The organism is Variovorax sp. RA8 (assembly GCF_901827175.1).
GTDB lineage: Bacteria > Pseudomonadota > Gammaproteobacteria > Burkholderiales > Burkholderiaceae_C > Variovorax.
Genome location: NZ_LR594662.1, coordinates 1,226,312 through 1,240,583 on the forward strand (window position 1 = coordinate 1,226,312; position 14,272 = coordinate 1,240,583).

General features: G+C 66.2%; 15 protein-coding genes and 1 pseudogene. 7 read left to right on the forward strand and 9 right to left on the reverse strand.

Annotation, left to right across the window (positions count from 1 at the left end; all coding sequences use genetic code 11):
- Nucleotides 1-7: 7 nt before the first annotated feature.
- Nucleotides 8-625: a 5-formyltetrahydrofolate cyclo-ligase gene (locus E5P3_RS05810; protein WP_068677854.1), complete on the forward strand. Its 618-nt coding sequence runs from the start codon at nucleotides 8-10 to the stop codon at nucleotides 623-625.
- Nucleotides 626-692: 67 nt separating this feature from the next.
- On the opposite strand, the gene E5P3_RS05815 is transcribed toward E5P3_RS05810, so the two are convergent.
- A complete protein-coding gene (locus tag E5P3_RS05815) occupies nucleotides 693-1,676 on the reverse strand; it encodes a LysR substrate-binding domain-containing protein (protein ID WP_162585115.1) in 984 nt (327 codons plus the stop codon).
- Between the two features lie 149 nt (nucleotides 1,677-1,825).
- Between E5P3_RS05815 and E5P3_RS05820 the strand changes: the two genes are divergently transcribed.
- Nucleotides 1,826-2,161 carry a DUF2917 domain-containing protein gene (locus E5P3_RS05820; RefSeq protein ID WP_162585116.1) on the forward strand — a complete coding sequence of 112 codons (336 nt, stop codon included), beginning with the start codon at nucleotides 1,826-1,828 and terminating at the stop codon, nucleotides 2,159-2,161.
- A 7-nt stretch (nucleotides 2,162-2,168) separates the two neighbouring features.
- On the opposite strand, the gene E5P3_RS05825 is transcribed toward E5P3_RS05820, so the two are convergent.
- Entirely contained in the window at nucleotides 2,169-2,558 is a 390-nt protein-coding gene (locus E5P3_RS05825) for a BLUF domain-containing protein (protein WP_162585117.1), read from the reverse strand.
- A 92-nt stretch (nucleotides 2,559-2,650) separates the two neighbouring features.
- Here E5P3_RS05825 and E5P3_RS05830 point away from each other — a divergent pair, with 92 nt between their 5' ends.
- Both E5P3_RS05830 and E5P3_RS05835 read left to right on the forward strand, forming a co-directional pair.
- Nucleotides 2,651-3,418 (forward strand): Crp/Fnr family transcriptional regulator, encoded by a 768-nt coding sequence (locus tag E5P3_RS05830; protein ID WP_443083233.1) that lies wholly within the window; start codon nucleotides 2,651-2,653, stop codon nucleotides 3,416-3,418.
- 178 nt (nucleotides 3,419-3,596) lie between these two features.
- The gene (locus tag E5P3_RS05835; RefSeq protein ID WP_162585118.1) at nucleotides 3,597-4,904 is read left to right on the forward strand and encodes a hypothetical protein; all 1,308 of its coding nucleotides are present in this window, start codon (nucleotides 3,597-3,599) and stop codon (nucleotides 4,902-4,904) included.
- Here the strand turns inward: E5P3_RS05835 and E5P3_RS05840 are convergent.
- Together E5P3_RS05840 and E5P3_RS05845 are read right to left on the reverse strand one after the other, a co-directional pair.
- Nucleotides 4,889-5,821: a hypothetical protein gene (locus tag E5P3_RS05840; RefSeq protein WP_162585119.1), complete on the reverse strand. Its 933-nt coding sequence runs from the start codon at nucleotides 5,819-5,821 to the stop codon at nucleotides 4,889-4,891. The genes E5P3_RS05835 and E5P3_RS05840 overlap by 16 nt on opposite strands.
- Before the next feature lie 54 nt (nucleotides 5,822-5,875).
- Complete coding sequence (locus tag E5P3_RS05845; protein WP_232072992.1) at nucleotides 5,876-6,760, reverse strand: DUF6279 family lipoprotein; 885 nt, start codon at nucleotides 6,758-6,760, stop codon at nucleotides 5,876-5,878.
- Here E5P3_RS05845 and glmU point away from each other — a divergent pair.
- On the forward strand, nucleotides 6,759-8,192 hold the full coding sequence (gene glmU, locus E5P3_RS05850) for a bifunctional UDP-N-acetylglucosamine diphosphorylase/glucosamine-1-phosphate N-acetyltransferase GlmU (protein ID WP_162585120.1): 1,434 nt from the start codon (nucleotides 6,759-6,761) through the stop codon (nucleotides 8,190-8,192). The two genes, E5P3_RS05845 and glmU, sit on opposite strands and share 2 nt — an antisense overlap.
- Here glmU and E5P3_RS05855 read toward each other — a convergent pair.
- A complete protein-coding gene (locus E5P3_RS05855; protein WP_162585121.1) occupies nucleotides 8,146-8,658 on the reverse strand; it encodes an Lrp/AsnC family transcriptional regulator in 513 nt (170 codons plus the stop codon). The genes glmU and E5P3_RS05855 overlap by 47 nt on opposite strands.
- 136 nt (nucleotides 8,659-8,794) lie before the next feature.
- On the opposite strand from E5P3_RS05855, the gene glmS reads away from it, so the two are divergent.
- Nucleotides 8,795-10,675 (forward strand): glutamine--fructose-6-phosphate transaminase (isomerizing), encoded by a 1,881-nt coding sequence (gene glmS, locus E5P3_RS05860; RefSeq protein WP_162585122.1) that lies wholly within the window; start codon nucleotides 8,795-8,797, stop codon nucleotides 10,673-10,675.
- 336 nt (nucleotides 10,676-11,011) lie between these two features.
- Here the strand turns inward: glmS and E5P3_RS05865 are convergent.
- A pseudogene (locus tag E5P3_RS05865) lies at nucleotides 11,012-11,671 on the reverse strand (IS6 family transposase).
- 313 nt (nucleotides 11,672-11,984) lie between these two features.
- On the opposite strand from E5P3_RS05865, the gene E5P3_RS05870 reads away from it, so the two are divergent.
- The gene (locus E5P3_RS05870) at nucleotides 11,985-12,752 is read left to right on the forward strand and encodes a GntR family transcriptional regulator (protein ID WP_232072993.1); all 768 of its coding nucleotides are present in this window, start codon (nucleotides 11,985-11,987) and stop codon (nucleotides 12,750-12,752) included.
- Here the strand turns inward: E5P3_RS05870 and E5P3_RS36435 are convergent.
- The 3 genes from E5P3_RS36435 to E5P3_RS05890 form a co-directional block, all read right to left on the reverse strand.
- Entirely contained in the window at nucleotides 12,744-13,259 is a 516-nt protein-coding gene (locus E5P3_RS36435; RefSeq protein WP_162585123.1) for an iron-containing alcohol dehydrogenase, read from the reverse strand. The two genes, E5P3_RS05870 and E5P3_RS36435, sit on opposite strands and share 9 nt — an antisense overlap.
- A 13-nt stretch (nucleotides 13,260-13,272) precedes the next feature.
- Entirely contained in the window at nucleotides 13,273-13,668 is a 396-nt protein-coding gene (locus tag E5P3_RS05880; RefSeq protein WP_162585124.1) for an iron-containing alcohol dehydrogenase, read from the reverse strand.
- A 281-nt stretch (nucleotides 13,669-13,949) separates the two neighbouring features.
- Nucleotides 13,950-14,270: a tripartite tricarboxylate transporter substrate-binding protein gene (locus E5P3_RS05890; protein WP_162585126.1), complete on the reverse strand. Its 321-nt coding sequence runs from the start codon at nucleotides 14,268-14,270 to the stop codon at nucleotides 13,950-13,952.
- Between the last annotated feature and the right edge of the window lie 2 nt (nucleotides 14,271-14,272).

The window sequence follows — 14,272 nt, forward strand, 5'->3', positions numbered from 1 at the left end:
GGGGATTATGGACAAGTCAAAGGGTGCCGACACCTCGGCAACTGCCAACTTTCTCAAGCAACAGCTGCGTTCCGCACTGGTTGCGCAACGGCTTGCCATGCCCGACCGCCTGGCGCGCGCCGACCTGTTGCAGCGCGTGATGCGGATCTGGCTGGTGGGCCGGCCCGAGACGGTGATCGGCGCCTACTGGCCGATCAAGGGCGAATTCGATCCGCTGCCCGCGCTGCATCGCTGGAAGGAAGACGGCGAGTTGCAGGGGGAGCCGCAGCGCCGCCGCATCGGCCTGCCGGTGGTCGACAAGGTGCACAAGACCCTGACCTTCCACGCCTGGCACCCCGGCTGTCCGATGGAGGAGGACGCCTACGGCATCCCGAAGCCCAAGGACACCGAGCTGATCGTGCCCACGCTGCTCTTCGTGCCCTGCGTCGGCTACAGCGCCGGCGGCTACCGGCTCGGCTACGGCGGTGGCTTCTACGACCGGACCCTGGCGGCGCTGGAGCCCCGGCCCTTCACGGTCGGGCTGGGCTTCACCAACGGTTTTCTGGAGGACTTCGAGCCGGAGCCGCACGATCTGCCGCTGGACGCGATCCTCAACGACAACGGGGTGGTCTGGCCGGTGGGGTGAATTCGGAGGGCGTCGAAAGCGGACATCCGGACGCACAGGACGCAGAGCTTCCCGATCCCGGTTTCCCTCAGTCGAGCTGATCCACGGTGTCCGGGTCCGGCACCTCCCCGATGGTCTCCCGCGTGATGGCCGCCTGCGCCTCCAGCCAATCGCGGAAGGCCTGGATCTCGGGCCGCTGCGCGCTGCGCGGGCCGACGATCAGCCAGTAGGCCATGGGTGAATCCATGCGGTGCTGCGGGAGTACCTCCACCAGGTCGCCGTTGGCCAGGCTCTCGGCGATCAGCGAGCTGCGCGCCAGCACCACGCCCTGGCCGGTGAGTGCGGCCTGGACCATCTGATAGGCGTAGTTGAAGTAGAGCCAGCGCCTGGGCTGCGCGCGCTGCAGGTCGTTCACCTCGAACCAGCGGCGCCAGGTCAGCCATTCCAGGTGCGTGCGGTGCGCATCGCCGGCCTCGATCAGGGCGAAGCGCGCGATGTCGGCCGGGGTCTTGATCGGCGGGTTGCTCTTGATCAGCCAGGGGCTGGCCACCGGCGTGAGGTTCTCGCCGAAGAGGCGTATCGAGCCGGCCGGCATGTTCTCGCCGGGGCCGTAGCGCAGGGCGATGTCGATGTCCGCGAGGTCCAGGTCCAGCGCGGAATCGGTGGCGTCGATGCGGATGTCGATCTCGGGGTTGTCGCGCTGGAAGGCTTCCAGCCGCGGGATCAGCCACATCGACGCAAAGGAGGCGAAGGTGGTGAGCGAGACGCTCTTGCGCCCCGCGCTCTGCCGGATCTGGCGCACCGCGCCGTCGATGCGCGGCAGCGCTTGCTGCACCGCCAGCAGCAGCTGGGCGCCGGCGCTGGTGAGCTCGACGGCGCGCGTATGGCGCAGGAACAGGCCCACGCCTACCTCTTCCTCCAGCGATTGGATCTGCCGGCTGACGGCGGACTGGGTCAGCGCCATCTCCTCGGCGGCGGCGCGGAAGTTCAGGTGCCGGGCCACGGCCTCGAAGGCCCGCAGGTGGCCGGCGGAGATCGGGCGGGAGCGCAGGTGGGTCTGGGAATGCTGCATGGAGATGATTTCAAGGTCCGCGGATTGATGCGAAAGCGGAATCATTAGGGTAGCGCGTTTTCATTGGACCGCGAACGAGTCAGCGTCGATCATTCATTCCCGAAGCGCGCCATTGCGCTGACGGAGCAACCCCCTTCTAGGAGCCTCTTATGTCCGCCGCCTGCACCACCTCCACGTTCCCGTCGTCCCCGGCACTGAACACCCGCCCGGCCGCCGTCCCGCCGGCCGTTCGCCGCGGTGCGTGGCAACTGGGCGCGGGCGAGGCGACCAGCCTCAGGGCATCCGGGGCGAGCATCCTGCGCATCCGGCAGGGGCGCGTCTGGGTCACGCGCGACGCCACCGCCCGATGGGGCAGCGAGGACCTGGTGCTGGCACCGGGTGAGACGCTGCGGGTCGAAGCCGGCGAGCGCATCGTGATGGAGCCGTGGGACGGCCACGGCGCCACCTACAGCTGGGACCTGGCTTCCGCCTCCGAGCGGGCCTGAACAGGTCCTAGATGTCCAGCCGGGGGCGCAGCGCCATGAAGCGCGCGAGCGCCTCCACCCCGTCGAACTGCTGGACGACTGCGATGTCCTCGCTGTCCTCGACCTGGGCGAGCCCCAGGTCGAAGGCGCGGTAGCGGCGCTGCAAGAGCTCGCCTTCATACACCACCCGCATCTGCACGTGCCTGGAGTCGGCCTCGAGCCGCTCCATCAGGCGCAGCACGTTGCGGCGCGGGCCTTCGAAGTGATGGCAGAAGCGCATGCCGTCGAAGACCAGCAGGCCCGTGATCTCCTCCTTCGCGTTGCGGGCGCGCGCCTGCGCCACGATCTGGCCCACCACGTCGGTGGGCTGGTCCGGCGCCAGCAGGCTGCAATAGAGGATCTCGTGGAGTTCTGTCATTCTTTCCGGGGGTGGAGCGCGCCCGCAGTGTAGGAGTGCCCCGCAGCGAGCGAAATGTGAAAAGACATAGATCGCCCGCCTATAGTCGGAAGGTGACTCTCGACTATCCAGCGCTCAGTCATCCGCCCACCGGCACGCATCCTTGCGACCGCTGCCTGCTGCGCTCCAACCCCGCCTTCCTGCCCGTCACGATCGAGGAACTGCGCCTCATCGAATCCTTCCGCACCGGCACGCGCACCTTCGAGGCCGGCCGGCTCCTGATCGAGGAGGACCGGCCCAGCGCCCTGCTCTATACGATCTACTCCGGCTGGGCCTTCCGCTTCAAGACGCTCAGCGACGGCCGGCGGCAGATCCTGGGCTTCCTGCTGCCGGGCGACTTCGTCGGGCTGCAGGACGAGTTCGCCGAAAGCCATACGCACGGCGTCGAGGCGGTGACCGACGTCGCGGTCTGCTGCTTCGCCCGCGACCGCTTGTGGGAGCTGTTCCATGCCCAGCCCAAGCTGGGCTACCACATCACCTGGCTGGCGGCGCGCGGGGAGAAGATCGTGGACGACAACCTCGTGACCGCCGGCCGCCGCAATGCGGCCGAGCGGGTCGCGATGCTGCTGATGCATCTCTACCGGCGCGCCGAGCGGCTCGGCATGGCGCGCGATGGCTGGGTGCAGTTCCCTTTCAACCAGCAGCACATCGCCGATGCGCTGGGCCTGTCGCTGGTACACACCAACAAGACCTTGAGGCGGCTGCAGCAGTTGCGGCTGTACAAGCTCGATGCGGGCTGGCTGCGCATCCTCGAGCCGCATGCGCTGGAGACCCTGGGGGACTACTTCGACCGGCCGCTGCAGCCCACGCCCCTGATCTGAGAAGAGGCGTGGACGAACCCGCCGTGCCCGCTCATCCTGCCCAGGCGCGCCTGCGTCCGGCGCCGGGGCGCCGTCCCGCCGCAGCCATCGCGTATCGTAGAGGCCCTGTCCGCCCGCGCGGACGAAGTCTCGACCCGGCAGCTGCCGGCCAACTCCCTTGACCGTCGCCCGCTCATCCGTGAAGCTCCTGCCCCGTCTGCGCCAGATCGCCATGGTCGGCAGCGTCGAAACCTTCGGCGTGGCCATCGGCGGCATCGCCGGCCTGCTCATCGTCAACGTGCTGCCCAAGGACCAGTATGCGGCGTACACCTTCCTGGTGGCCTGCATGACCCTGATCCTGGGGGTGACCGACCTGGGGCTTGCACACTGCTGCATGCCCATCGTGGGCCAGCGCGCGAGCGAGCGGCCCTGGGTCGTGGGCGTGTGCCACCAGGTCTTCCGCAAGCGCTGGGTGCTGCTGGCGCTGGGGCTGGCGCTGGTCGGGCCCTATTGGTACTACAGCTCGCAGCAGCATGGCTGGTCCGGCGCCGCCTACCTGGCGGGCTCGCTGCTGATGGTGTCGGTGGTCCTGCTCACGCTTCGGGAGCACTACGCCAACACGGTGCTGCTCATCCTCAGCCAGATCGGCACCCTGAACCGCATCGCGTTCGCCTCTCACAGCGTGCGCATTGCATTCGTGGGCGCGGTGCTGCTCCTGCCCATCACCTCCTGGTCGATGGTCGGCATCGTGGCTGCAACGGCGGCCGCCAGCTTCGTCAGCGTGCTGCTCTATCGGAGGGCCTTCCGCACGCAGCGGGTGCCCGATGCGGACCTGGACGCCGGCGACTCGAAAAAGGTGGATGCCGAAATCCTGCGCATCGCGAAGCCGCTGGTACTGCCCGGCGTGTTCTACCAGGTGCAGGGTGTGATCACGGTGTTCCTGGTGTCGTTGTTCGGCACTTCCAGCATGCTGGCCGAGGTCGGTGCCTTTGGCCGGCTCGCCATGGTGCTGATGGTGGTGGATCGCGTGACCAACGTGCTGCTGTTCCCCGCGATCGCGCGTGCGCCGATGGGCCCGCGCCTGGGCACCATCGTGGCGCAGGCCCATGTGGCCTACTTCGCCATGGGCACAGCCGTGCTGCTGACCTCCGTCGTCTTTCCGCAGTATTGGATCCTGCTGCTGGGCAAGCAGTACGCGAGCATGGCGCCGCTGGTGTGGATGGTCTTCCTGGCATCCATCGTGATGAATGCGTCCGGCTTTGCCTTTCGCACGCTCTCGGTTCGCGGCGCGACGTCGGGCCAGACCTACAGCATCGCAGTGACGCTGGTCACCCAGGTGCTCTACCTGTGGCTGGTGGGCGTGAGCGATCTGCGCTCGGTGCTGTGGTTCGGCATCGCCACCAGCCTGGCCAACTTCTTCTACCAGTACGCGTTGCTGGCGGTGCGCTGGGTCGAGTGGCGCAAGGACAAACCACTGCCGCCCGACGACGCTCAGGCGCGCTTGTAGACCCGCCCGATCGCCGCTGCGACCTTCAACGCCAACTGGCTCTTGCGCAGCTCGCCGTCGGAATACACGCGAATCGGCGCATTGGCGTAGCGCCAGTACCATTTGCTCGCGAGCGACGGGGGCCGCCCACGCAGGGCCTGGCCGATGAAGCCGCCGTGCCAGGGCTTGACCGAGCCGATCGCGTGCGAGAGGTAGTAGCCGCCGGGCGCGAAGTCCATCGCCTCCGGGCCCGCCGTGTTCAGAGGGGCTTCGCACACCGTCAGGGCGAAGTTGAGCGCATCCTGGTCCGTCGAATGGAAGAGCGCGGCCGAGCCGCCGGCCTTGAGCTGCTTGGCGCCCTCGTTGTAGTCCACCACCAGGTCGCACAGCCGGCGCCACAGGTCCAGGAACTCGAAGTGCGCGCGCGAGACCGCGATGAAGCCCGCGTTGTAGTAGCGGTCCAGCCCGCGCCGCGGCGCGGCGCCGTGCGGCGCGAAGAAGCGCGCCCACAGCAGGCGCTTGGGATGCCGCGCCGGAAAGCACCAGTTGACGTCTTCGGCCAGCGAGATGCCGTCTTCGGTGAACCAGCCCGCCAGCGATGGCCAGTCGCACTTCACCACGATGTCCGGGTCGATGTAGGCGCAGACGTCGGCCTGCGGGGCGTGCTTTTCCAGCATCTCGCGGATGAAGGTGGGCTTGTAGTAGGTGAAGTGCAGCGGCGTGTCGAGCTCGAGCATGCACAGCGTCAGCCGGGGCGCGACCTGCAGCCGGCCGCTGGTGCGGTCGAAGGCCGGCGCGTCGACGATCCAGCCGGGCAGGGCGCCGCGGTAGCCTACCCACAGCTCGCCTTCGTAGCCGGCCGCGATCAGCGAATTCGCCAGCGCGGCGACGCCGAAGTGGTAGTTTTTCTCGAAGAGCGTGCAGAGCGTGATGTTCATGGAGAGTGTGGGAAAGTCGCGCCGAGTGTAAACAAATGTTCTACCGAGCCGTGTTCAGTGCTCCGCGAACAGTTCGCGGAGATCCCGCTCGTAGGCCCGCACGCGCCGGGCGGCCTGTTCGCGCTGAGCCGCGCTGGTCCTGTTGTGCAGCGCCGCCAGATTGCGGCAGCCTTCCTGCTGAAGCGCCTGCTGCCGATCGCGCCAGGGACCGGGCGGCGGGTCGGCGACGCGCAGCACGTAGGCATGGATGGCCGCGCGCGCTTCGGCCGGCGGCGTCCGCTCGGCCTGGAAGCGGCGCAGCAGCCCCAGCACCTCCTGCTGGCGCCGGCGGCGCTCGGCGTCGAAGGCGTGCGGATCGAAGGCGGACTGCGCCACCTGCTGCTTCAGCATTTCGCGCTGCGCCGGCTCGAGCCGTCCGTAGAAGTCCTCGTTGCGCTCCAGGAGCCGCTCGTAGCGCTTCTCCTGCCAGCGTGCCGGGCCGCCCTCGAGCCACTCCTTGCGGTACTCGGCGTCGTTCCTCGCGTACTTGCGCTCCAGGTGCTGCAGCTGAGCTTCGCCCAGGCTCAGCGCCAGGCCGGTTCCTGGCCCCTCGGCCTGCACGGCCACTGCCAGTAGCCGCTCGCGGATCTGGTCTGCGAACTCGCAGGTCTGCTTGGTCGTGACATCTTCGGGCGCCAGCGCCTGGGCCCGGCGCAGCAGCTCGACCAGCCGGGGCAGCTCGTGGCGGCGGTGCCAGGCGAGCAGCTCGGCAAGGTCGTCGCGTACCCGGGGCGTCTGCGCGCCATCGAAGTCCAGGTAGGCGTCCAGCCACCAGTAGCTCAGCTCCGGCAGGTTGTTATAGGCCAGCTTGAGGGTGCTGCAGGCCGCCAGCGTGGCGGCAGCGAGCAGCACGCCGATAATGCGCGCCAGCCAGACCCAACGCATTCGAGAAAGTGGCATGAACAAGACTCCGCAGGACAACCGGCAACCGGTCGATGTCGTCATCATGGCGGCCGGCAAGGGCACGCGCATGAAAAGCAGCCTGCCCAAAGTGTTGCATCGTTTAGGTGGCCGCGCGCTGGTGGCGCACGTCGTGGACACGGCCACGCGCATCGGCGCGCGCAAGGTGGTGGTGGTCACCGGCCATGGCGCGACCGATGTCGAGGCCGCGCTCTGCGACGGCGCTGCGGGCGTGCTGCCGCAATTCGCGCGCCAGGTGCCGCAACTGGGCACCGGCCACGCGATGCAACAGGCTGCACCGCTTCTGCCCGACGACGGCACGGTGGTGGTGCTTTCGGGCGACGTGCCCTTGATCGGCGACGCCACCCTGCGCGCGCTGATCGCCCAGAGCGCCGGGCGCCGGCTCGCGCTGCTCACCATCCAGGTCGAGGACCCGACGGGCTACGGGCGCATCGTGCGTGCGCCCGCCGTCGAGGGCGAGGGCGAGGTGCAGGCGATCGTGGAGGAGAAGGACGCGAGCGACGCGCAGCGTGCAATCCGGGAGATCTACAGCGGCGTGATGGCCGTGCCGGCCCAGCTGCTCAAGCCCTGGCTGGCGCGGCTGGACAACAAGAACGCCCAGGGCGAGTACTACCTGACCGACGTGGTGGGCTTCGCCACCATCGACGGCGTACCCGTGCTGGCCCACCGCATCGACGACCCGCTGGAGGTGGCCGGCGTCAACACGCCGGCCCAGCTGGCCGCGCTCGAGCGCGCCTACCAGCGGCGCCAGGCCGATGTGCTGATGGCGCAGGGCGTGCGGCTGGCCGATCCAGCGCGCATCGACGTTCGCGGCACCCTGGCCTGCGAGGCGGACGTCGAGATCGATGTCAACTGCGTCTTCGAGGGTGCGGTCTCGCTGGGCGCCGGCGTGCGCGTGGGCGCCAACTGCGTGATCGCCAATGCGCGCATCGAGACTGGCGCGGTGATCCATCCCTTCACCCACATCGACGGCGAGAAGGCCGGCGTCACGGTCGGCGGAGGCTCCCGGGTCGGCCCCTTCGCACGGCTGCGGCCCGGGACCCGCCTGGGCGCCGACGTGCACATCGGCAACTTCGTCGAGGTCAAGAACTCCACGCTGGCCGCAGGCGCCAAGGCCAACCACCTGGCCTACCTGGGCGATGCCAGCGTGGGCGCACGCGTGAACTACGGCGCCGGCAGCATCACCGCCAACTACGACGGCGCCAACAAGCACCGCACGGTGATCGGCGACGACGTGCACGTAGGCAGCAACTGCGTGCTGGTGGCGCCGGTCACCATCGGCGCCGGTGGCACGGTGGGGGGCGGCTCGACCGTGACCAAGAGCACCGAGCCGGGTGTGCTGACCATTTCGCGGGGGCGGCAGGTCAGCTTCTCAAACTGGAAGCGACCGCGGAAGGCGCCGAAGGAGTAGGCAGCGGCACGCGCGGATCGAACTTCGCGCGCTTGACGCTGAAGAACGCCTTCACGTTGCGCACATTGGCATCGGTGGTGAACAGACGCTGCGCGAGCACCTGGTAGCCGGGCATGTCGCGCACGGTGGCGATCAGCACGAAGTCCGGGCCCGGCGACACGCGGTAGCACTGCTGCACCGCTTCGTCAGCGACCGCCCGCACCTCGAAGGCCTCTAGCGCGGCCGCGTCCTGGCGGTCCAGCGAGACCTCGATCACCGCCGTGAGCAGGGCGCCCACCCGCTCGGGGTCGAGGATCGCGGCCTCGCGCACGATCCAGCCGGCGTCGCGCAGCCGGCGGACGCGCCGCAGGCAGGTCGCGGTGGAAAGGCCGAAACGCTCCGCCAGCGACTGGTTGCTCTGCGACGAATCCTGCTGGAGCGCATCGAGCAGTCGCCAGTCTACCGAATCGATGGTCGTTGATTTCATAAATCCAGAAATGGTGAAATGCTAGTTCATATCGGGCGCAATATGAAATTGTGAATCTTGTTTTATATTCATTTGACAATAAATTTCAATCCTACCTGACTACCATCCTCGAACTTCCAATTCGCAGGAGCTCTCCATGTGTGGCATCGTCGGCGCCGTCTCCGGCCGCAACATCGTTCCCATCCTTGTCCAGGGGCTGCAGCGCCTCGAATACCGCGGCTACGACTCCTGCGGCGTGGCCGTGCATGCGGGCGGCCTGGCGCGTGCACGCACCACCGCTCGCGTGGCGGACCTGCTGGCGCAGGTGCGCGACGATCACATCGAAGGCAGCACGGGCATCGCCCACACGCGCTGGGCCACGCACGGCGCGCCGGCGGTGCACAACGCGCATCCGCATTTCAGCCACGGCCCCGGGGCGGGCGCCGAGGCCGCCCGTCCCAGCCGCGTGGCGCTTGTACACAACGGCATCATCGAGAACCACGAGGCGCTGCGCGCGAAGCTGCAGACCAAGGGCTATGTGTTCGTGAGCCAGACCGACAGCGAGGTCATCGCCCACCTGATCGACAGCCACTACGACGGTGACCTGTTCGAGGCGCTGAAGGCCAGCGTGCTGCAACTGCAGGGCGCCTACGCGATCGCGGCGATCTGCCGCGACGAGCCGCACCGCGTCGTGGGCGCTCGCGCCGGCTCGCCGCTGATCCTCGGGGCCGGCCAGGAAGGCGGCGAGAACTTCCTCGCCAGCGACGCAATGGCACTGGCCGGCGTGACCGACCAGATCGTCTACCTGGAGGAGGGCGACCTGGTCGACATCCAGCCGGGTCGCTACTGGATCGTCGATCGTGCCCACAAGCCGGCCACGCGGCCCGTGCGCACCGTGCTCGCCCACAGCGGCGCCGCCGAGCTGGGCCCGTACCGCCACTACATGCAGAAGGAGATCTTCGAGCAGCCGCGTGCCATTGCCGACACGCTGGAGGGCATCGAGGGCATCGTGCCGGAGCTATTCGACGGCGTGGGCCAGGACGGCACGCCGGGCGCCGCCGCCTGGCGCGTCTTCAAGGAGATCGACAAGGTGCTCATCCTGGCCTGCGGCACCAGCTACTACAGCGGCTGCACCGCCAAGTACTGGCTGGAGAGCATCGCGAAGATCCCCACCCAGGTCGAGATCGCGAGCGAGTACCGCTACCGCGACTCCGTTCCCGATCCAAAGACCCTCGTCGTGACCATCAGCCAGTCGGGCGAAACAGCCGACACGCTGGCCGCGCTCAAGCATGCGCGCTCGCTGGGCATGGAGCAGACGCTGACCATCTGCAACGTCGCAACCAGCGCGATGGTGCGCGAATGCAAGCTGGCCTACATCACGCGCGCAGGCGTCGAGATCGGCGTGGCTTCCACCAAGGCCTTCACCACGCAGCTCGCGGGCCTGTTCCTGCTCACGCTGGCGCTGGCGCAGGCCAAGGAGCGCCTGGGCGAAGCGGACGAAGCGCGCTATCTGAAGGAGATGAGGCACCTGCCGGTCGCGCTGCAGTCCGTGCTGGCGCTGGAGCCGCAGATCATCAGTTGGGCCGAGGACTTCGCGCGCAAGGAGAACGCGCTCTTCCTGGGCCGCGGTCTGCACTACCCTATCGCGCTCGAGGGCGCGCTCAAGCTCAAGGAAGTCACCTACATCCACGCGGAGGCCTATGCCGCCGGCGAGCTCAAGCATGGGCCGCTCGCCCTGGTCACGAGCGAGATGCCGGTGGTGGCCGTCGCGCCCAACGATGCGCTGCTGGAAAAGCTCAAGAGCAACCTGCAGGAAGTGCGTGCGCGCGGTGGCGTGCTCTATGTGCTGGCCGACGGTGATACGCACATCGAGCGCGGCGAGGACCTGCACGTGATCCGCATGCCCGAACACTACGGGGCGCTGTCGCCGATGCTGCACGTGGTGCCGCTGCAGTTGCTGGCGTATCACACGGCGTGTGCAAGGGGGACGGATGTCGACAAGCCGCGCAACCTGGCGAAGAGTGTGACTGTGGAGTAGCGGCGCACGTTGATGTCGGCAGCCCCTAGGTTTCCTAAAGTTGTGGTCATTTTCTCCCTGTGAGGACCCCAAATTCACATATAAAAATGAGTTGTGGTCATTTTTGACCAAGAAAACTGGGTTGTGGTCCTTCCGCGTTGGAAGCGCCGGCCGGATTGCCGCGTCCAGAAGTCCGAAAACGCGGTGTAAGGCGGCAGAAGCAGGGGGCTCAAAATCCCCCCAAAAAGGTGCCGGTCCGATTCCAGCCCCGGCACCAACGATTCCACGCATGGTGGATGAGAGGGTTCTGTCGCAATAGCATTGCCGGGCCAAGTAAGTTCGCGTCGTCTGAGTTGCTCAGTAAGCCAGCGAACAAAACTTCATCGCTGCGGACGAGGATTGGCCTTCGAAGCATTCCATCTGTCCCTTTCTGATCATGTGCATCGTCTCGATGCCGGCAATCAGCGCTCGCGCGCAGCGGAAAGACTTGAAGCCGAGCATCGGCCGCACGATGCGTTTGACGGCCCGATGGTCTTGTTCGACGATGTTGTTCAGGTACTTCGACTGACGCATCTCGATGCCCGCACCGGAGTCGGCTTGAATGCTCTGAATGGCGGCCGTGTTGGCACCGCTCTTGTCGATAGTGATCTTCTGGGGTACACCGTGCAGACCGATGGCCTGTTCGGAAAAGCTTCGGGCAGCTGCGTGATCTCTCTTGGCGCGAAGCAGGAAGTTGATCGTATCGCCGCCGCGATCAACGGCCCGGTACAGATACTTCCATTGGCCCGCAACCTTGATGTAAGTTTCGTCCATCCGCCAACTCACGCCCACCGGACGCTTGCATCGGCGAAACGCCGCTGCGAGCACCGGCAGAATCCTGATCGACCAGCGATGAACCGCCGCGTGATCGACGAGCACGCCAGGCTCGCCCTTCATCTCCTCAATATGACGAAGGCTCAGAGGGTAGGCCGCATACTACCGCACGCAGACCAGCATCACCTCCAGCGGGTAATGCATCCGCTTGATCACCTTACGCAGCGCTTCAATCACCGTCTTTGCCCCGTCATCATCCAAATCCCCAGCGTAGCAGCGCCGGCTCATTGCTATTGCGACAGAACCGCTTGGTCGCGTGTGGTTCAGGCTGCCAGCCCTTGCTCGATGTGGTGCCCGCCGCTGTTCCACGGGAGCAGCTCGTCGAACTATGCGTTCCGAGCAAGAGAATCAACGGATAAGGTCCGGTATGCTTTGCAGGACTATCGCGCAACCTATGCCTTCACCTTCGCCCAAACTCCTTCGCACACCGGGCATGTCGCTCCACCGACAGCTATATATGTTCCTTCGCGCCGACATCCTCAACAGGACTTGGCCAGTAGGAAGCGCGCTGCCCACCGAGGACTCACTGAGCGCGCAGTTCAATGTATCCCGCATCACGGTTCGGCGCGCCCTAACTGATCTCGCTGCTGATGGGCTTGTTGTTCGCAGGCACGGCGTGGGCACCTTCGTGAACGGCGGTATCGACCTTCCGCGCCCGAATGCCACGCTTACGATGCTCGAAGAACTGCGGCGGGCGGCGGGTGAAACCGATGTGCGCGTCCTGGATGTCGCACACCAGCCTGCTCCTCCAGCGATTGCAAGGATGCTGCAGCTTTCCGATGACGATCCGGCGTTCCACGCGGTGCGGCTGCGCATTCTGGAGCGCATTCCGGTGATGATCACAGACGCGTGGGTGCCTGAGCGCTTCGGCGCGAAGATTACAGCGGCTGCCCTGAAGAAGCATCCCCTTTACGAACTGCTGCTGGCCCACGGCATGGTCTTCGGCCGCGTGATCCAGGAAGTCAACGCGGAGGCTGCGAGCCCTCAGTTGGCGCAGCAACTCGAGATAGAGGTCGGATCGCCTCTGCTAAGAGTGTCGAGGCTGCTGCACGATCCGCAGGACCAGCCTGTCGAGTACATCACCGTGCACGTGGTGCCTGAGCGCACGCGCCTGCTGATGGAAGTGCCAGGGCAGGCGATGAATACTCTATCTGCGGGCCAGTTCGTGCATGACGGGGTCGCCCAGACACAGGCAAGACGCCGCAAAAAGCACGCCTCAAAGTAACTTCGAAAGGAGTTGACTCACCTCGTCAGCACTGCTAAGCGGCCTCGGATTCGTGCGCAACCAGGGGTCCTGTAGCACCGCATCAGTTAGCCGGGGAATGTCCGCGGCAGCCAAGCCCACCTCGCCCAAGGTCCGAGGCAAATCCATCGCCCGGATCAATCTGTCCAAGCTTTCTGCCGCAGGACGCCTCTTGCTACCAAGCGCTGTGCGTATGCGACGCTGCTTACCCGCATCGAAGTCTTGATTGAAGGCAAGGACAGCGGGTGCCGCAATACAAGAAGTGAGGCCATGACCCACGCCGAACGAGCCGCCGAGCGCGTGCCCTAACGCGTGGCTGAGCCCCATGGGAACCCCCCCTGATAGGGCAATCATGGCCTGCCATTCGGCGCGCAGGCACTCCAAACGGGCGCTGAAGTTTTCTGGGTCGCGTGAACAGGCTGGCAGCGCCGTTGCTAGTGCGCGCAGCGCGCTTTCTGCCAGAGCATCACAAACAGAATTGGATTGCACGGATGCGAGCGTCTCAATGGCATGGGGTCTGGCCGCCGATGCGCAACGCAAGGAGGTCTTCGATTGCGTCGAGGTCGCGCTCCAGACACAAGGTGACAATCTTTGCAGCGTCGATCACAGATCCCCCGCCCACTGCTACTAGCAAGTCCGCCTGGCAGTGCCGCACGTATCGAACTGCTTCGATGATGGAGTCCAGCGGGCTGTGAGCGGGAATGCTGGCGAACGTACCGGCGTACCGGTCGCCTAGCGCTTGTTGTAAGCCGGAGATGCACGTAGTGGTTGTCGCAAGTGTCTTGCTCGCGATCATGACCACGCGGTGAGACGACGTCCTGCGGATCTCCTGGTGAAGCGCACCGGCGGCTGTTTTCCCCAGATACACCGTCTCGACGGCCGACTGGGAGAACGTCACCTCCCCGCTATTGCCAAGTCCATCGGTCGAGGCAAATCGCCGGTGTATGACCTCAGTCTCCCATGATCCCACGCCTAGCCTCGTAGATATAGTCCGACTTGTCTCGTTTTCCAAGAACGAATCCCGTGGCGGATGCATCCGATCCAATTGCCGTTTCCCAGCGCATCATCGAATCATGTACAACGGTTCGGCGCGCGATCCGCCAATGGGCGTCCCGCACCTCGAACCGGTCGATGTATCGCCCGATCATGAGCAGGTCAGTTGCGGATTGGTCTCCGTTCCTAGAAGTGCCCGACATCTGCGACAGCGCCGAACACGCGTTCTCGGGGTATCGACTCCTCCTGAAACAACTTCTTGAAGCTCTTCACGTCACCCGAAAGCGGCACAACTGCAGGGATGGTGGTCGGCGCCTGCCGCGTCCCTGGATCCGCAAGCGTTTTCGTCAAAGCGATGGAAAGCTGTTCGGCAATGGCCGGGCTGGTTCCCGGCGGCGCAACCAGGCCGCTCCAGGACCCCGCCTCGAAATCGACCCTCTGCTCGCGCAGCGTCGGTACGGTTGGGGTTTCGGCGTCGCGCGATTCGCTGGTGACCGCATAGGGCATTT